This is a genomic window from Dyella jiangningensis (assembly GCF_003264855.1).
GTDB classification, from domain to species: domain Bacteria; phylum Pseudomonadota; class Gammaproteobacteria; order Xanthomonadales; family Rhodanobacteraceae; genus Dyella; species Dyella jiangningensis_C.
Window position 1 is genome coordinate 907,546 of the sequence record NZ_NFZS01000001.1, and the last position, 16,850, is coordinate 924,395.

Sequence of the window (16,850 nt, forward strand, 5' to 3'; positions counted from 1 at the left end):
TAGAGAGAGGGTCGTGCTGCGCGAACCATCACAAGCAACGAACCGTGCGCTACATTGGCTGCCGTTCTGACGTAAGGCGCGGCCTTGGCGCTGCGCACTTTCGTCGATCTTGCGGCGGGGAGCCTGGCTGATGGAACAGACGTCTGATGATGCGGGACGCAACAGCGGAATCGACCTGCTGCGCGGGTTCTCGATCCTTTTGGTGGTGCTGCACCATATCGGGCTGCGCATTCCGCTGAAGAAGACCCTGCTGGCCGATGTGTTGCCCGGAAGCTTGCTGCGTGCGCTGAATTTCAACGGCTACGAAGCGGTCTTCATCTTCTTCGTGATTTCCGGATTCCTGATCACTCGGCACGCGCTTCGGCGCGACGGTGCGCTGGCACGGATCGATCTGCGCGGTTTCTACGTACGTCGCTTCTCGCGCATCGTGCCGTGCCTGCTGCTGTTGGTGGCCGTGCTCAGCGTGCTGCATGGGCTGGGCGCCGACGACTACGTGATCAAGCGGGAAGGGCAGTCGTTGCCACGCGCCATCGTGGCGGCGCTGGGCTTTCACCTGAACTGGTATGAAGGCGTGACCGGCTACTTGCCCGGCAATTGGGACGTGCTGTGGTCGTTGTCGATCGAGGAAGTGTTCTACCTCGGGTTTCCGCTCGTCTGCCTTCTCACGCGCCGTACGTGGATCCTCGTGCCGATGCTGATCGTGCTCGCGCTCTCGTTGCCTTGGACGCGCGCGGCGCTCGCGGGCAACGAGATATGGCAGGAGAAGGCCTATCTGCCTGGCATGTCCGCCATCGCCACCGGCGTGCTGGGCGCGCTGCTGGCACGGCGATGGAATCGCATGTCAGGTGGCATGGTGTGGCTGCTCGGCGCCGTTGGCGTGATGGGGCTCTATCTGGTGATGGTCGAAGGCGCGTGGCTTTGGCACCTCGTCCACAACGGCTACATGCTGGTGCTGACAGGAGCATCGCTTTGCCTGGTGTTGGCGAGCCATGGTGCGGCCACGTCGGAAGGACATCGCCCATGGCGCGGTGTTGGTTGGCTGCGCTCCTGGGGGCGGCTCAGCTACGAGATCTACCTCACGCACATGTTCGTGGTGTTCGCCGTGGTGCGCCTGCACAGGGCGGTCGAAGTCGATCCTGCCTTTGGTTTCCTGTGGTACCTGCCGGCGTTGCCGTTGTGCTGGCTGCTGGGCAGGTGGGTGGAACGTTACGTGTCGACGCCGGCCGAGCGCTGGCTGCGCGAGCGAATGCTGGCCAGGCGGGCCGTGCCGGTTGCCGCCACTGCTTAGCGTTTCAAAGCTCCATCAGGTCGTGGCCGACCATCAGTCGGCCTTTGAAGTGCGGTGCCACCGCATCGCGCCACACGTCGTCCGGCACCGGTGGATTGCCTCCTCCGGGCACGAAATGGTTGAGCACCAAGGTCTTCACGCCCGCTTCGGTCGCGACGCGGCCGACCTGCTCGGTAGTCGTGTGACTGGCGAGGAGATGCTCGCGCAGTCGCGCCGCGTTCGGCTCGCTGCCGATCAGCTTCTCCAGCGCAGGCAGATACATCACTTCGTGCACCAGCACGTCAGCGCCATGCGCGAGCTTGATGAGATTGTCCGAAGGTCTCGTGTCACCGGAGAACACGATGCTGCGGTCGGGGCAATCGAAGCGATAGGCGAATGCAGGCGTCACTGGCGGATGCTGCACCAGCGCTGCAGTGACCTTGACGCGTTCGTCGTGCATGACCACGCCAGGTTCGGTCAGATCATGTGGCACGAGCACCGGCGCCAGCGGTGGACGGCCTTCGTCCTTCTCGCGGATGTGGATATCGACGGCATTCAATGCGAGGAACTGCCGCGTCATGTCAGTGAGTGGCGGCGGCCCCCACAGATCCACGCGGGTATGCAACGGCCCCGACCAGGCCAGCCATGGCAGGTTGCCGACATCGGCGTTGTGGTCGGAGTGCTGGTGGGTGATGAAGACGTGGCGCAGCGCGCCCAGGTCCAGGCCGGCTTTGACCATCTGCCGCGCCACGCCGTTGCCGCAGTCGATCACATAGATCACGCCATCGACCACGATGGCGCTCGCCGGTGCGGCGCGATCGGATTTCGGCGTAGGACCGCCGGCGGTGCCGAGCAGGATCAGGCGGGAGCGATGCGTCGGGTCAGCGCGCAGGCGCCATGGCGATAGTGCGCCCGCGGCCAGCGCTAGTCCGGCCGCCTGCAGCAGGCGGCGGCGTGATGGGCGGAAATCGATGGAGGAGGCCATGGCCATGATGGTCCGGCCGGGATGGCGGTATGGCAAGCGTGGAGGAGGGCAGCGGCACCCTGGCGGCCGCATGGTTGTCGAAGGCCAGGCCCGCTCCTGCAAGATCGCCGACCATGCAGCTCGGCGCGGAAAGGCTGTCGCGCACAGGGTGTACTCAATGAACAGTGGCGCGGGTGTGACGTATGGGGCGAAGGCTGTCGCGCACTGGGTGCGCTCCTATAGGGAGGGGTGGCGTGGAGATGCGCTATTGCCTCGCTTACGCCACGGCGGTATTGCGCCGAGTCAGCGATAGCGATTGATGGTGTCGCGCAACTCGATGGCCGCGGCACGCGCCGCCTGCGCGAAATCCTCGCCATTCCCCGCATAAAGGATGGCACGCGAAGAAGAGATCATCAGGCCGGTGCCATTCGCACTGCGCCCATGCTTGAGCACCGCCTCCACGTCGCCGCCCTGCGCGCCGATGCCCGGCACCAGCAGCGGCATGTCGCCGACGATGGCGCGTACCTTGCCGAGTTCTTCCGGCCACGTGGCGCCGGTCACCAATGCGCAGTTGCCATTGGCGTTCCAGTCGCGCGCGATGGTTTCGGCGACGCGCAAATACAACGGCTGGCCGCCGCAATCCAGCGCCTGGAAATCCGCGCCACCCGGGTTGGAAGTGCGGCACAGCAGGATCACGCCCTTGTCGGCGCGATCGAGGAAGGGCTGGATGGAATCGCGGCCGAGATATGGATTGAGCGTGACTGCATCGGCGCCGTAACGCTCGAACGCTTCGGTGACGTAATGCTGGGCGGTGCTGCCGATGTCCCCGCGCTTGGCGTCGAGTATCACCGGCACGCCGGGATGTTTGGCGTGGATGTGCGCGATCAGTCGCTCGAGTGCATCTTCCGCGCGCAGGGCGGCGAAGTGCGCGATCTGCGGCTTGTAGCTGGACACCACGTCGGCGGTGGCGTCGACGATGTCGCGGCAAAACTCGAACACCGCATCGGCGCGGCCCTTGAGGTGCGCGGGGAATTTGGCTGGTTCGGGATCGAGGCCGACGCAGACGAGGGAGTGGTGGCGGGCCCATGCCTGTTGCAGGGATTGCATGAAGTGCATCGGGATCTCCTCGTCGGTACAGCGTCGCAGTGGAATGACTGCGAAGTCTTGCTTAGTGCATCCCCTCTCCCTTTGGGAGAGGGTGCCGGCAGGCGGGTGAGGGTGCGGGCGGAGCGCTTCGTTGAAATCTCGCGCAAGCCCCGCACCCTCTCCCCAACCCCTCTCCCAGTGGGAGAGGGGCTACAGCATTACGCCAGCTTCTTGTACTTCACGCGATGCGGCTTGGCCGCTTCATCGCCGAGACGACGCTTCTTGTCCGCTTCGTATTCGTTGTAGTTGCCCGGGAAGAACTCCACGTGCGAATCGCCTTCGAACGCGATGATGTGCGTGGCGATGCGGTCGAGGAACCAGCGGTCATGCGAGATGACCACGGCGCAGCCCGGGAACTCCAGCAGCGCGTCTTCCAGTGCGCGCAGGGTTTCCACGTCCAGGTCGTTCGACGGTTCGTCGAGCAGCAGTACGTTGCCGCCCTGCAACAGCGTCTTGGCCAGGTGCAGGCGACCGCGCTCACCACCGGACAGCTTGCCGACGATCTTCTGCTGGTCGGCGCCCTTGAAGTTGAAGCGACCGATGTAGGCGCGCGACTGGATCTCGAAGGTGCCGATGGTGAGGATGTCCGAACCGCCGGACACTTCCTGCCACACGTTGTTCTTCGGGTCGAGCGCGTCGCGCGACTGGTCGACGTAGGCGAGCTTGACCGTGTGGCCCAGCTTCACCTCGCCGGCATCGGGCTGCTCCTTGCCCATGATCATCTTCATGAAGGTCGATTTACCGGCGCCGTTCGGGCCGATCACGCCGACGATGGCGCCCGGCGGGATCTTGAACGACAGGTCTTCGATCAGCACGCGGTCGCCGAACGCCTTGGTGACGTTCTTGAACTCGATCACTTCCTGGCCCAGGCGCTCGCCCGGCGGAATGAAGATTTCGTTGGTTTCGTTGCGGCGCTGGTACTCGACCGAGTTCAGCTCCTCGAAGCGGTTGAGACGCGCCTTGCCCTTGGACTGACGGCCCTTGGGTTCCGAGCGCACCCACTCCAGTTCCTTCTTGATCGCCTTCTGGCGCGACGTTTCCGGCTGGTCTTCCTGCTTCAGGCGCTCCTCCTTCTGGTCGAGCCAGCTGCTGTAGTTGCCCTTCCACGGAATGCCGTGGCCGCGGTCGAGTTCGAGAATCCACTCGGCGGCGTTGTCGAGGAAGTAGCGATCGTGGGTGACGGCCACCACGGTGCCCGGGTAGCTCTGCAGGAACTGCTCGAGCCAGTCGACCGATTCGGCGTCGAGGTGGTTGGTCGGTTCGTCGAGCAGCAGCATGTCGGGCTTTTCGAGCAGCAGCTTGCACAGCGCCACGCGGCGCTTTTCGCCGCCCGACAGCGTGCCGATCTTCGCGTCCCACGGCGGCAGGCGCAGCGCGTCGGCGGCCACTTCCAGCTGGCGCTCCAGCGCGTGGGCGTCGTTCACGGCCAGGATGTTCTCCAGCTGTTCCTGTTCCTTGGCCAGCTTGTCGAAGTCGGCGCCTTCCTCGGCGTAGGCGGCGTAGACCTCTTCCAGGCGCTTCTGCGCGTCGAGGACGACGGAGACGCCTTCCTCGACCGCTTCACGCACGGTCTTCTCGGGATCGAGCTCCGGCTCCTGCGCGAGGTAGCCGATCTTGATGCCAGGCTGCGGGCGGGCTTCGCCCTGGAAGTCCTTGTCGACGCCGGCCATGATGCGCAGCACCGTGGACTTGCCCGCGCCGTTCAGGCCCAGCAGGCCGATCTTGGCGCCGGGGAAGAAGGAGAGCGAGATGTCCTTGATGATCTGGCGCTTCGGGGGAACGATCTTGCTGACCCCGTTCATGGTGTAGATGAATTGCGAACTCATTGAGCCTCCGGCGGCGTGCACGACACCTGCCGGCAGGGCTGGCGGTGCGTCAGAGTGGGTATCAAACCTTGCATTATAGCGGGTCGGAGCGGCGTCCCGGTGACCGGCGCGTCCTTCGTTGGCGACCCTTTCGCCCCAACCCCGCCTCCCGCCGCCCCGTAAGGGCCCGATCCCGCGTCCACCCTGTCCTTTTCGGGTGGGAGAAGGATATGGCAGGGATAGGCGTGCTGGCGGCAAACGTGGCACTACGCTGGGCGTCGCTGGGTGACCGGGCGGCCCAATGGGCGATGCAGCGCGGGCGACTCGCTGTCTTCGTACATGAGTTCGTGTGCTTCGGAATCAAGCAGGCCCGAGCATGCCTGTTCGGCGGCTGCATGCTGGCGCTGCTGCTGGGTACCTGGGCGTGGTACCCGGCGGATGCGTGGCTGGCGCGCTACGACTTCCTCGTGTTGACGGCGCTGGCCCTGCAGGCGGTGCTGATCGCCAGCCGCCTGGAAACCCGGGAGGAGGCCCTGGTGATCTTCGGCTTCCACGTGGTCGGCACGGCCATGGAGGTGTTCAAGACGGCGATGGGTTCATGGCTCTATCCCGAGCCCTCCGTGCTGCGTCTCGGCGGCGTGCCGTTGTTCACCGGATTCATGTACGCCGCCGTGGGCAGCTACATCGCGCGGGCCTGGCGGCTGTTCGATTTCCGCTTCGTGCGGCATCCGCCGTTTGCCGCGACGGTGTGGCTGGCGCTGGCGATCTACGTGAACTTCTTCGCGCATCACTTCTTGCCCGACCTGCGCTGGCTGTTGTTCGGCGCGCTGGCATGGCTGTTCGGCCGCACCTGGATCCTGTTCCGCATCCGCGACGTCCACCGTCGCATGCCGCTGTTGCTGGGTTTCGTGCTGGTGGCGCTGTTCATCTGGCTGGCGGAGAACGTGGGCACGTTTGCGGCCGCGTGGCGTTATCCGACGCAACGGCACGGTTGGGCGATGGTGCCGCTCGGCAAGCTCGGTGCGTGGCTGCTGTTGATGGTGATCAGTTATGTGATGGTTTCCGCGGTGGCGCGAAGGTGCTGCGCACGCTCTCTGTAGGAGCGCACCCAGTGCGCGACCGCGGCGCAACGGCTTCACCGCTCCGTTGGCTTTTCGCGCACTGGGTGCGCTCCTACAGGGGGGCGGCGTGCCTCAGCGCTCGCTGTCCAGCGACGCCATGCCCTGCGTGTTGTACCGGTCGCCGGCGGCGACGCCAGGCGGAAAGGCCTGCTCCAGCGTGGCGAGGTCAGCCGCGGTGAGCACGATGTCCAGCGCGCCAAGCGCCTCGTCGAGTCGTTCGCGGGTGCGCGAGCCGACCAGCGGCACGATGTCTTCGCCTTGCGCCAGCGCCCAGGCGATCGCCACCTGCGCGATGCTGCAGCCCTTCACCGATGCAAGCTTTTGCAGCGCATCGACCAGCTTGAGGTTGTGCTCGAGGTTGGCGCCCTGGAAGCGCGGGCTGTGCGTGCGGAAGTCGCGCGTGTCGGTCTGCCTGTTCTTCGACCAATGACCGCTGATGAGCCCGCGTGAAAGCACGCCGTACGCGGTGATGCCGATGCCAAGTTCGCGGCACACCGGCAGGATCTCCTTCTCGATGCCGCGGGAGACCAGCGAATACTCGATCTGCAGGTCCGACACCGGCATCACCGCGTTCGCGCGGCGGATGGTGTCGACGCCCACCTCGGACAGGCCGAGACTGCGCACGTAGCCTGCCTTCACCAGATCCGCGATGGCGCCGACGGTCTCCTCGATCGGCACGTTGGGATCGAGGCGGGCAGGGCGATAGATGTCGACGTAGTCGGTGCGCAGGCGCTGCAGCGTATAGGCCAGCGCGGTCTTCACCGCCGCGGGACGCGCGTCGTAACCCAGCCAGTCCCCCGCCGGGCCGCGCTGCGCGCCGAACTTCACGCTGAGCTGATAGCTGTCGCGAGAGCGGCCGACCAGCGCCTCGCCGATCAACATCTCGTTGTGGCCCATGCCGTAGAAATCGCCGGTATCGAGCAGGGTGATGCCGGCATCGAGCGCGGCATGGATGGTGGCGATGCTCTCGTCGCGATCGGTCGCGCCGTACATGCCGGACATGCCCATGCAGCCGAGGCCGAGGGCGGAAACTTTGGGGCCGTTCTGGCCCAGGGGGCGGTATTTCATTGGGACTCCGCGGAGATTGGGGGCCCCTAATGGTGCATCGGGGTGGCGTGTAGGCCATGTGCCGGAGGGATTTGGGTGGCGTGGTTTCGCGGTGACTTGTGGGCGCACACCCCGTGCGCGACGCCTTTCGCCTCCGTTGGTCGCCCTTCTGCAGGAGCGCACCCAGTGCGCGACCGCCTTTCGCCTCGGGCTTCATTTTCGTCGTTCCGGCGCAGGCCGGAACCCAGAGCCTCGGTTTCTGGTTGCTCCTTCTACCTCTTCACCCTGGCCACCTCAAACAACGCCGCCACGGTGCGCGTATGCAGCGACGCGGCGTCATATCCTTCCGGCAACAAGCCCGCTATTTCCAGCATCACTGCGCCATGCAAGGCCGCCCATATCTGGTGACCGAGAATGGCCGGGTCGGCATCGATGGCGCCTTCGGCAATCAGTACCTCCACATGCGCCGCCACGGTGCGCCACATACGTTCGTGCGCTTGGCGATAGTCGGCATCGTCGCGATTGGATTCGGGGTACTCGAACATCAACCGGTAGGTGGCGGTGTTTTCCCTCGCAAACGCGATATAGGCATCGCGCACGGCGCGAGAACGCCGCCTGCCGTCCCCGGGCGAATCAAGCGCGCGCTCCAACGCTTCGGAGAAGCGATGCATGCCGCGCGTCCTTACTGCCGTGAGGATCTCGTCCTTGTTGGCGAAGTAGCGGTACGTCGTCATCGTGCCGCTGCCGAGTTCGGCGGCGATGCGGCGCATGGTGACGGCGGCGGGGCCTTCATCGACATAGAGGCGCGCCGCGACCTGGCAGATGCGTTCGCGGAAGGCTTCGGTTTCCTGCTCGCTCAATGCACGCGGCACGTCAGCGCACGTCCAGTGTCTTGCGGAAGAAGGCGAGGGCATCGGCGTTGATCTGCGCGTGCGCCTTGGCGCGGTCGACGCCCTGCGGGTCGCGACACATCGCCGGGATCTCCTTCTTCAGTTCGTCCGAGCAGGGCGGCAGGAAGACCCAGTGATCGGCTTTCGGGATTTCCTTCACGCCGGCCAGCGTGGGGATCAGCGGCTGGATATGCCTGGCGTTGGCCTCCGGTGGCAGCACATGGTCGTTCTGGCCGTAATACAGGTACACGGGGATGTGCACATCGTCGAAGCTGTGCTCGTCGAAGATCAGGCTGAGCGGTGCCATGGCGAAGGCCGCCTTCACGCGCGGATCGGCCGTATCGCCATAGCGGCCGAGCTGACCCTGCATCTCGTCCAGCACCTGTTCCATCGTCTTGCCCTGCTTCCTGGCCGACGCTTCGAAGTCAGCGCGATGCCCGCACACGTCCTTGTCGTCGGGGTAGCGGTCGCAGAAGGCGATGAAGCGGACGAAGCGCGGCTTGGCGCCCGCAATCATCAGCGAGGTGTAGCCGCCGGCGGAGAAACCGGCGATGCCGATGCGGTCGGGGTCGATCAGCGTTTTCCAGCGTGCGTCGGCCAGCAGCATGCTGATGGTCGCCTTGACCTGGATCGGACGCCCGGCCAGCACCTCGATGCGGCCCACGCCACTGGTGTCGCGGAAGTAGTCGCCAAGGTGATTGAGCGTGGCGACCACGAAACCATGGCTGGCGAGATACGTCGCCAGGTCGTGATGTCCCAGGTTGCTGCCGCCGTTGCCATGCGAGATCACCACCAGCGGCTTTGCGCCGGGCATCGCCGGGGCATCCATGGTGGCGGCAACGTCGTAGGGGCCCAGCGCCGTGGTGCCGTGAGCCGGCTGGGAGGAGGGATAGAACACGTAACCCTCGGTCGGTTTGCCGCTGACCGGGTCGGAAATGCTGATGCGCGCGATGCCCACGCCCGTGCTGGCATCAGCCAGGACGGCGCAGGGCGCCAGCAGGAACAGCAACAGCACGAGCCGGTGGAACAGGCGCACAGGTGCGCGGACGACGGCGTGGGGCATGGCCAGACTCCAGGTGAGCGGTAGCGTGCGTCGTACGGTACGTTGTACGTTATGATCCTGCAAGTGCCCGCGGTGGCCGCCTTAGCACATGAGGGCTACAATTTCGCGTTCTAATCCCTGCAACCAACCCCAACGAGGTCAGGATGTTCCCGAAGCACGAGACGATCGCCGGTTACGACAATGAACTGGCCCAGGCCATGGCCGACGAGGCCCGTCGTCAGGAAGACCACGTCGAACTGATTGCTTCGGAGAACTACGCCAGCCCGCGCGTGATGGAAGCGCAGGGCAGCGTGCTCACCAACAAGTACGCCGAGGGCTATCCCGGCAAGCGCTACTACGGCGGCTGCGAATTCGTCGACATCGCCGAGAAGCTCGCCATCGACCGCCTGAAGCAGCTGTTCGGCGCGACCTACGCCAACGTGCAGCCGCATTCCGGTTCGCAGGCCAACCAGGCTGTATACCTCGCGCTGCTGAATCCGGGCGACACCATCCTCGGCATGAGCCTGGCCCATGGCGGCCACCTCACCCACGGCGCCAAGGTCAACGTGTCGGGCAAGCTGTTCAACGCCATCCAGTACGGTGTGAACGAGCAGGGCCTGGTCGATTACGACGAGGTCGAGCGCCTCGCCGTCGAGCACAAGCCGAAGATGATCGTGGCCGGCTTCAGCGCCTACTCGCAGGTGATGGACTGGGCGCGTTTCCGCGCCATCGCCGACAAGGTCGGTGCCTACCTGTTCGTGGACATGGCCCACGTCGCCGGACTGATCGCCGCCGGCGTGTACCCCAGCCCGCTGCCGCACGCGCACGTGGTGACGTCGACCACGCACAAGACGCTGCGCGGTCCGCGCGGCGGCATCATCGTGGCCAAGGACGCCGGCGAAGAGATCGAGAAGAAGATCAACTCGATCGTGTTCCCGGGCATCCAGGGCGGCCCGCTGATGCACGTGATCGCCGCCAAGGCGGTGGCGTTCAAGGAAGCGCTGGAGCCGGACTTCAAGACCTACCAGGCGCAGGTGGTGAAGAACGCCAAGGCGATGGCCAGGACTTTCATCGAGCGCGGCTACAAGATCGTTTCCGGCGGCACCGAGAACCACCTGATGCTGGTGGACCTGATCGGTCGCGACGTCACCGGCAAGGATGCGGAAGAGGCGCTGGGCAAGGCCCACATCACGGTCAACAAGAACGCCGTGCCGAACGATCCCCGCAAGCCCTTCGTCACCTCGGGCCTGCGCGTGGGCACGCCGGCGGTCACCACCCGCGGCTACCAGGAAGCGGACGTGGTGGAGCTGACGAACTGGATCTGCGACGTGCTCGACGCGCCGAACGATGACGCCGTCATCGCCAAGGTGCGCGAGAAGGTCACCGCGCAGTGCCACAAGTTCCCGGTGTATGGCTGAGAAGCCGGCAATAGGGAATCGGGAATCGGGAATCGCAAGAGCCCGATTCCCGGAGCGCGCCGCGCTTTTCCTATTCCCTATTCCCCTTTCCCTATTCCCCGCCCTCTGATGCATTGCCCCTTCTGCCAGCACGAAGACACCCGCGTGATCGATTCGCGCCTTGCCGAGGATGGCGCCACCGTGCGCCGCCGTCGCGAGTGTCCGAAGTGTGGCGAGCGCTTCAATACCTTCGAGACTGCCGAGCTCAAGCTGCCTTCCATCGTGAAGAGTGGCGAACGGCGCGAGCCTTTCGACGAGCACAAGCTGCGGGTGAGCTTCGAGCGCGCGCTGCAGAAGCGCCCGGTGCCCACCCATTCGGTGGACACCGCGGTGCGCGAGATCATCAACGACCTGCGTCGCTGCGGTGAGCGCGAGGTGCCTTCGCGGCAGGTCGGCGAACTGGTGATGCGCGAGCTGAAGAAGCTGGACCAGGTGGCGTACGTGCGCTTTGCCTCGGTCTACCGCAAGTTCGAGGACGTGCAGGCCTTCCGCGAGGAAATCGAGAAGCTGGAGCGCGACCTGCCGGAGCTGGAAGCGTTGCAGCTGTCGCTGCTGGGCGAGAGCGTGGCGCGGCGCAAGAAGTCCTCCTGACTACCCTCTCCCGCCGGGGAGAGGGCTGGGTGAGGGGCCAATCTTGCGGTAGCGCTCATCTGAGCCGGTGCTTTTGATAGTGTCTCGCGAGCAGCCACCCTCACCTCAGTCCCCTCTCCCACGGAACTACCTTCGGGTCGCCCGGAGGGGAGAGGAAGCAAGAGCCTCCCTATGCCTTCCACCTTCACCGCCATCGACCACGCCCACATGGCGCATGCCCTGCGCCTGGCCGAGCGCGGGCTCTACACCACGCACCCCAATCCGCGCGTCGGTTGCGTCATCGCGCATGGCGAACAGGTGGTGGGCACCGGCTTCCACCGGCGCGCTGGTGAACCGCACGCCGAGGTGTTCGCACTGCGCGAGGCCGGCGAGAAGGCTCAAGGCGCCACCGCCTACGTCACGCTGGAGCCCTGCGCGCATCACGGCCGCACGCCGCCCTGCGCCGATGCCTTGATCGCCGCCGGTGTCTCGCGCGTGGTCATCGCCGCGGAAGATCCATTCCCGCAGGTCGCGGGCCGCGGGATCGGCAAGCTGCGCGACGCGGGTATCACGGTGGAAGCCGGTTTGATGCGGGATGCGGCGCGCGAGCTCAACATCGGATTCTTCAGCCGCATCGAGCGTGGCCGGCCCTGGGTGCGCGTCAAGCTTGCGATGAGCCTGGACGGCCGCACCGCGCTGGCCAACGGCGAGTCGAAGTGGATCTCCGGCGAGGCTGCGCGCGCCGATGTGCAACGCTGGCGTGCGCGCAGCTCGGCGATCTTCACCGGCTCGGGCACGGTGATCGCGGACAACCCCCGGTTGACCGTACGCCTGCCCGAAGGCGAGGCGTTTACGCCGCCGTGGCGCGTGCTGCTCGACAATCGGCTGCGTACGCCATCGGGTAGCCACGTACTCGACGGCTCGGTGCCGACGCTGGTGCTGCACAACGAACAGTACGCGCCGGTCGATCCGCGCTTCCAGGCGGTCGAGCTGGCCGTGGTGGCGGAGCAGGGCGGTGCGATGGATCTGCATGCCGCGATGGCCGAACTCGCGCGGCGTCACGTGAGCGAGTTGCACGTCGAGGCCGGTCCGAGCCTGTGCGGCTCGCTGTTCGCCGCGGGCCTGGTCGACGAGCTGCTGCTCTACATCGCGCCGGTGCTGCTTGGCGACAGCGCACGCCCGCTGCTGGGCTTGCCGTCACTGAACGATATGGCGGAGCGCTGGAAGCTGCGCACACTCGATCGCCGCGTGCTGGGCGATGACCTGCGGCTGCAACTGCGCCCGACGACCTGATACCTGTGACCTAGCCATGACATCGCCATCTTCCATCGCTGTCGCCTTGAACGAAGCCGAGCGACGCCATTTCCGCGAACAGGGTTATCTCGTTCGCCGCATCCTCGATGACGCCGCCGTGGCGCGCTACGTCGATGCCGTCGATGCATCGCGCCGCGAGCGCGGCGACACCCAGCGGATGAGCAACCTGCAGTTCCTCCAGCCCGGCAAGGCGATTCCCGGCATCCAGGATGTCATCTGCAACGAAGCCATCCTCGGGGTCTGCCGCGACCTGCTGGGCGAGCGCATCATCGTCGACGGGGCATCGCTGTTCTATGGCGAGGCGGGCGTGGATTACCGCCAGGGTTGGCACCGCGATGTCCTGCAGGTGCCGGACGACCAGGTGGATCCGAACTGGTTCAGCGAGGACTACCACTACAACTACGTGCAGATGAACCTGTCGCTCACCGTGGACGGCTGTCTGTGGATCGTGCCCGGCAGCCATCGGCGCCAGCTGAATGCCGAAGAGCGTGCGCTTTTCGGCAACACCGAGAAGATGGCGCCCGTCGATGGCGCGGAACTCAGCGAAGGCAGGCAGCTCGTGCTGCAGCCGGGCGAGGCGGTGTTCTACAACAACTACGCCGTGCACCGCGGTTACGGCGCTGTGCTGAAGGACCGGCGCATCACCATCCATCTGGGTTTCCATTCCGCCGAGCACGCCCCGACGTTGCATTTCGGCGTGCTGGACCACACCGAATACACGCTGGACTATCTCGCGTCACTGGAACCGTGCGTGCGCGAAGCCTTGCGCGCGCATCTGGTCGAGCGCGCGCGCTATCCGGAAGTGAACGTCTTCCACGCCTATCACCAGCAGTTCCTGAAAAAGGAGTTCAAGACCACATGACGACGGCAGCGATACGCTGGGGCATCATCGGTTGCGGCAACGTCACCGAAGTGAAGAGTGGCCCGGGCTTCAGCAAGACGCCGAACTCCGCGCTGGTGGCGGTGATGCGCCGCGACGGCGACAAGGCGCGCGACTATGCCGAGCGCCATGGCGTGCCGCGCTGGTACGACGACGCTGCGAAGCTGATCGCCGATCCGGAGGTGAATGCGGTCTACGTCGCCACGCCGCCTTCCACGCACAAGCAGTACGCGTTGATGTCGATCGCCGCGGGCAAGCCGGTGTACGTGGAAAAGCCCATGGCGATGGACCACGCCGAGTGCGAGGCGATCATCAACGCAGGGCGCCAGGCGAACGTGCCGGTGTTCGTGGCTTACTACCGTCGCGCGCTGCCGCGCTTCCACAAGGTGCGCGAGCTCATTTTCGGCCAGCGCGCGATCGGCACGCCGCGCATCGTCAACACCGTGCTGCACGAGCCACACCATCCGCGCTACCACGATCCGAAGAACCTGCCCTGGCACGTGCAGCCGGGTATTTCAGGTGGCGGCGTGTTCATGGACATCGGTTGCCACACGCTGGACATCATCGACTGGCTGTTCGGTCCGATCGTTTCGGTGAGCGGCCATGCAAGCAACCAGCTGGGCGCGTATCCGCCGGAGGATACGGTGGCGATGTCATTCGCTTTCGGCAACGGCATGCTGGGCACGGGCCTGTGGAATTTCGACAGCTACAAGCACCACGACCAGATCGAGGTGGTGGGTGACGAAGGGCGCATTGCGTTCGCCACGTTCGGCAACGGTCCCATCACGGTGGAGAATGCCCGGGACTCGCACGAGCATCATGTGGAAAACCCGCTGCACATCCAGCAGCCGTTGATCGAGACCATCGTGGCCGAACTTACCGGGCAGAAAGGCGCCAGCCCTTCCACCGCCGAATCCGGCGCGCGGACCAGCTGGGTGATGGACCAGGTGCTGCGGGATTACCGGCGCGAGACCGGGCAGGCTGTCGGGGGCTGAGGGGCGGTGATCGCGTACTGGGTGCGCTCCTACAGAAGCACCGTAGTCCCCTGTAGGAGCGCACCCAGTGCGCGATCGCCACGACACATCGTTCCACTGGCTGCACGATGCTCCCGGGAGTCATACCCCGAGATGGTGGTAAACTCCCCCGGCCGGTTCGCCGGCAAAACCACAAACGACGTCTTCAGGGCGGGGTGACATTCCCCACCGGCGGTAGACCCTTCGGGGTGAGCCCGCGAGCGCTTCCGGTGTCATCGGAAGGTCAGCAGATCCGGTCCAATGCCGGAGCCGACGGTTGGCAGCCAGCGATGGCTTCCAGAAAGTCCGGATGAGAGAAGACGGTACGGCGCAGGCCCTCGGGGGCGTGCGCCTGCCTGACGCCTTGGGGCGTTTTTCGCAGCTATTCACGCGGGAAACGTTTCATGACCAAGCATCGTTCTTGTTCTTTCGCCGCCTCCGTCCGGGAGGTGCGCTGATGTTCACCGGCATCATCCAGAGCGTGGGCTGCATCGTGCGGCTGGAACCCCGCGGCGGTGACGTGCGCCTGCATGTCGATACCGCCGACCTCGATCTCGCCGACGTGCAGTTGGGCGACAGCATCGCCGTGTCGGGGGTGTGCCTCACGGCGGTCACATTGGAGGCACGTGGTTTCAGCGCGGATGTCTCCAACGAGACCCTGTCGCTTACCACGCTGGGCAAGCTGAAGGCCGGCGATCCGGTGAACCTGGAGAAGGCGCTGCGCCTGGCCGACCGCCTGGGCGGCCATCTGGTCTCCGGGCATGTGGATGGCGTGGGCAAGGTCGTATCGGTGACCCCGGACGGCCGCTCACAGCGCTGGACCTTTGAAGTGCCGGCCAACCTGTCGCGCTATATCGCCGCGAAGGGCTCGATCTGCATCGACGGCACCAGCCTCACCGTGAACGAGGTGAACGGCCATCGCTTCGGAGTGAACCTTATCCCCCACACGGTGGAACACACGGCATTCCATGCACGCAGGGCAGGTGATGCGGTGAACATCGAAGTGGACGTGGTGGCGCGCTACATCGAGCGGCTGATCGCCAGTGGCGACGCGCCGAAGCTCGATGAGGCGTTCCTCCGGCAGCACGGCTTCGCCTAGAACCCCTCTCCCGTCGGGAGAGGGGCAGGGGTGAGGGTGCGGGGCTTGCGTGACTTGTCATGTGCCGCTCCGCCCGCACCCTCATCCGCCCTTCGGGCACCTTCTCCCAGGGGGAGAAGGAAAAACAACACGGAATCCGATCCATGAGTTTCAACACTATCCCCGAAATCCTCGACGACATCCGCGCCGGCCGCATGGTCGTGATCCTCGACGACGAGGATCGCGAGAACGAAGGCGATCTCATCATGGCTGCGCAGATGGTGCGGCCGGAGGACATCAACTTCATGGTGCGCGAGGCCCGCGGCCTGGTCTGCCTGACGCTGACCGAACAGCGCACGCGCCAGCTGGGCCTGCGTCCCATGGTCGTGGACAACACCTCGCCGTACCACACCAACTTCACCGTTTCGATCGAGGCAGCCGAAGGCGTCACCACCGGCATCTCGGCGCACGACCGCGCGCGAACCATCCAGGTGGCGGTGAAGTCGGACGCGAAGCCGCAGGACCTCTCGCAGCCGGGCCACATCTTCCCGCTCACCGCGCAGCCGGGCGGCGTGCTCACGCGCGCCGGCCACACCGAAGCGGGCTGCGATCTCGCCGCGCTGGCGGGGCTGGAACCGTCGGCGGTGCTGATCGAGATCCTGCACGAGGACGGCTCGATGGCGCGCCGCCCCGAGCTGGAAGTCTTCGCGAAGAAGCATGGCCTGAAGATCGGCAGCATCGCCGACCTGATCCGCTACCGCCTGGAAACCGAGAAGACGGTGCAGCGCGTGGTGGAGGAAGATGTGCAGACCGAGTTCGGGCCGTTTCGCCTGGTGGCCTACCGCGATGCGATCCGCCATGGCCTGCATTTCGCGCTGCTGCGCGGCAAGGTGGACGACGGCGCGCCGGTGCTCACGCGCGTGCATGTACGAAACACGCTGTCGGACGTGCTGCATCTGCAACGCGACGACCTGGGCCTGACAGTCACTTCGGCGCTGCGACGCATTGCCGACGAGGACCGTGGCGCCCTGCTGGTGCTGTCGGGCGAGGACACCGCTGACGCGCTGCTGCGCCGCCTCAACCGCCAGCCGCTGGCGCAGGCGCCAGAAGAGGCGCAGCAGCAGGAGTGGCGCCAACTGGGCCTGGGCGCGCAGATCCTGGCCGACCTGGGCATCCATCAGCTGCGCGTGCTGGGTACGCCGCGCAAGATGGTGGGGCTGGGCGGGTTTGGGCTGGAAGTGGTCGAGTACGTTTAA

General features: G+C 65.6%; 15 protein-coding genes and 1 riboswitch. Of the genes, 9 read left to right on the forward strand and 6 right to left on the reverse strand.

The features are described from left to right. Positions 1-130: 130 nt before the first annotated feature. The gene (locus CA260_RS03935) at positions 131-1,288 is read left to right on the forward strand and encodes an acyltransferase family protein (RefSeq protein ID WP_111981117.1); all 1,158 of its coding nucleotides are present in this window, start codon (positions 131-133) and stop codon (positions 1,286-1,288) included. 4 nt (positions 1,289-1,292) lie between these two features. Here the strand turns inward: CA260_RS03935 and CA260_RS03940 are convergent, their stop codons facing one another. The 3 genes from CA260_RS03940 to ettA all read right to left on the reverse strand — a co-directional run bounded on the left by CA260_RS03940 (position 1,293) and on the right by ettA (position 5,203). Then, positions 1,293-2,252, reverse strand: a complete 960-nt coding sequence (locus CA260_RS03940) for an MBL fold metallo-hydrolase (RefSeq protein WP_111982991.1) — start codon at positions 2,250-2,252, stop codon at positions 1,293-1,295. Between the two features lie 282 nt (positions 2,253-2,534). Next, the gene (pyrF, locus tag CA260_RS03945; protein ID WP_111981118.1) at positions 2,535-3,347 is read right to left on the reverse strand and encodes an orotidine-5'-phosphate decarboxylase; all 813 of its coding nucleotides are present in this window, start codon (positions 3,345-3,347) and stop codon (positions 2,535-2,537) included. 188 nt (positions 3,348-3,535) lie between these two features. Continuing rightward, the gene (gene ettA, locus CA260_RS03950; RefSeq protein ID WP_111981119.1) at positions 3,536-5,203 is read right to left on the reverse strand and encodes an energy-dependent translational throttle protein EttA; all 1,668 of its coding nucleotides are present in this window, start codon (positions 5,201-5,203) and stop codon (positions 3,536-3,538) included. Positions 5,204-5,412: 209 nt separating this feature from the next. Here ettA and CA260_RS03955 point away from each other — a divergent pair, with 209 nt between their 5' ends. Beyond that, complete coding sequence (locus CA260_RS03955) at positions 5,413-6,282, forward strand: DUF817 domain-containing protein (protein WP_111981120.1); 870 nt, start codon at positions 5,413-5,415, stop codon at positions 6,280-6,282. A gap of 93 nt (positions 6,283-6,375) precedes the next feature. On the opposite strand, the gene CA260_RS03960 is transcribed toward CA260_RS03955, so the two are convergent. From CA260_RS03960 to CA260_RS03970, 3 genes are all read right to left on the reverse strand, one after another. Further along, entirely contained in the window at positions 6,376-7,371 is a 996-nt protein-coding gene (locus CA260_RS03960) for an aldo/keto reductase (protein WP_111981121.1), read from the reverse strand. A 251-nt stretch (positions 7,372-7,622) separates the two neighbouring features. Then, positions 7,623-8,222 (reverse strand): TetR/AcrR family transcriptional regulator, encoded by a 600-nt coding sequence (locus CA260_RS03965; RefSeq protein WP_191983767.1) that lies wholly within the window; start codon positions 8,220-8,222, stop codon positions 7,623-7,625. Position 8,223: 1 nt separating this feature from the next. Further along, positions 8,224-9,303, reverse strand: a complete 1,080-nt coding sequence (locus tag CA260_RS03970; protein WP_111981123.1) for an alpha/beta hydrolase family protein — start codon at positions 9,301-9,303, stop codon at positions 8,224-8,226. Between the two features lie 143 nt (positions 9,304-9,446). On the opposite strand from CA260_RS03970, the gene glyA reads away from it, so the two are divergent. From glyA to ribBA, 7 genes are all read left to right on the forward strand, one after another. Then, on the forward strand, positions 9,447-10,700 hold the full coding sequence (gene glyA, locus CA260_RS03975; RefSeq protein ID WP_111981124.1) for a serine hydroxymethyltransferase: 1,254 nt from the start codon (positions 9,447-9,449) through the stop codon (positions 10,698-10,700). 108 nt (positions 10,701-10,808) lie between these two features. Then, entirely contained in the window at positions 10,809-11,330 is a 522-nt protein-coding gene (gene nrdR / locus CA260_RS03980) for a transcriptional regulator NrdR (protein ID WP_111981125.1), read from the forward strand. Positions 11,331-11,501: 171 nt separating this feature from the next. Continuing rightward, the gene (ribD, locus tag CA260_RS03985; protein ID WP_238149605.1) at positions 11,502-12,602 is read left to right on the forward strand and encodes a bifunctional diaminohydroxyphosphoribosylaminopyrimidine deaminase/5-amino-6-(5-phosphoribosylamino)uracil reductase RibD; all 1,101 of its coding nucleotides are present in this window, start codon (positions 11,502-11,504) and stop codon (positions 12,600-12,602) included. A 16-nt stretch (positions 12,603-12,618) separates the two neighbouring features. Continuing rightward, complete coding sequence (locus CA260_RS03990) at positions 12,619-13,485, forward strand: phytanoyl-CoA dioxygenase family protein (protein WP_172461712.1); 867 nt, start codon at positions 12,619-12,621, stop codon at positions 13,483-13,485. After that, positions 13,482-14,498 carry a Gfo/Idh/MocA family protein gene (locus tag CA260_RS03995; RefSeq protein WP_111981127.1) on the forward strand — a complete coding sequence of 339 codons (1,017 nt, stop codon included), beginning with the start codon at positions 13,482-13,484 and terminating at the stop codon, positions 14,496-14,498. The genes CA260_RS03990 and CA260_RS03995 overlap by 4 nt, the downstream gene beginning before the upstream one ends. A 176-nt stretch (positions 14,499-14,674) precedes the next feature. Further along, positions 14,675-14,842: riboswitch (FMN riboswitch) on the forward strand. A gap of 131 nt (positions 14,843-14,973) precedes the next feature. Beyond that, entirely contained in the window at positions 14,974-15,615 is a 642-nt protein-coding gene (locus CA260_RS04000; protein ID WP_111981128.1) for a riboflavin synthase, read from the forward strand. Between the two features lie 143 nt (positions 15,616-15,758). Then, the gene (gene ribBA, locus CA260_RS04005; protein ID WP_111981129.1) at positions 15,759-16,850 is read left to right on the forward strand and encodes a bifunctional 3,4-dihydroxy-2-butanone-4-phosphate synthase/GTP cyclohydrolase II; all 1,092 of its coding nucleotides are present in this window, start codon (positions 15,759-15,761) and stop codon (positions 16,848-16,850) included.

Coding starts and splice junctions, on each gene's coding strand:
- CA260_RS03935 (WP_111981117.1), top strand. CDS start 131: ATGGAACAGACGTCTGATGATGCGGGACGCAACAGCGGAATCGACCTG.
- CA260_RS03940 (WP_111982991.1), bottom strand. CDS start 2,252: ATGGCCTCCTCCATCGATTTCCGCCCATCACGCCGCCGCCTGCTGCAG.
- pyrF (WP_111981118.1), bottom strand. CDS start 3,347: ATGCACTTCATGCAATCCCTGCAACAGGCATGGGCCCGCCACCACTCC.
- ettA (WP_111981119.1), bottom strand. CDS start 5,203: ATGAGTTCGCAATTCATCTACACCATGAACGGGGTCAGCAAGATCGTT.
- CA260_RS03955 (WP_111981120.1), top strand. CDS start 5,413: ATGGCAGGGATAGGCGTGCTGGCGGCAAACGTGGCACTACGCTGGGCG.
- CA260_RS03960 (WP_111981121.1), bottom strand. CDS start 7,371: ATGAAATACCGCCCCCTGGGCCAGAACGGCCCCAAAGTTTCCGCCCTC.
- CA260_RS03970 (WP_111981123.1), bottom strand. CDS start 9,303: ATGCCCCACGCCGTCGTCCGCGCACCTGTGCGCCTGTTCCACCGGCTC.
- glyA (WP_111981124.1), top strand. CDS start 9,447: ATGTTCCCGAAGCACGAGACGATCGCCGGTTACGACAATGAACTGGCC.
- nrdR (WP_111981125.1), top strand. CDS start 10,809: ATGCATTGCCCCTTCTGCCAGCACGAAGACACCCGCGTGATCGATTCG.
- ribD (WP_238149605.1), top strand. CDS start 11,502: ATGCCTTCCACCTTCACCGCCATCGACCACGCCCACATGGCGCATGCC.
- CA260_RS03990 (WP_172461712.1), top strand. CDS start 12,619: ATGACATCGCCATCTTCCATCGCTGTCGCCTTGAACGAAGCCGAGCGA.
- CA260_RS03995 (WP_111981127.1), top strand. CDS start 13,482: ATGACGACGGCAGCGATACGCTGGGGCATCATCGGTTGCGGCAACGTC.
- CA260_RS04000 (WP_111981128.1), top strand. CDS start 14,974: ATGTTCACCGGCATCATCCAGAGCGTGGGCTGCATCGTGCGGCTGGAA.
- ribBA (WP_111981129.1), top strand. CDS start 15,759: ATGAGTTTCAACACTATCCCCGAAATCCTCGACGACATCCGCGCCGGC.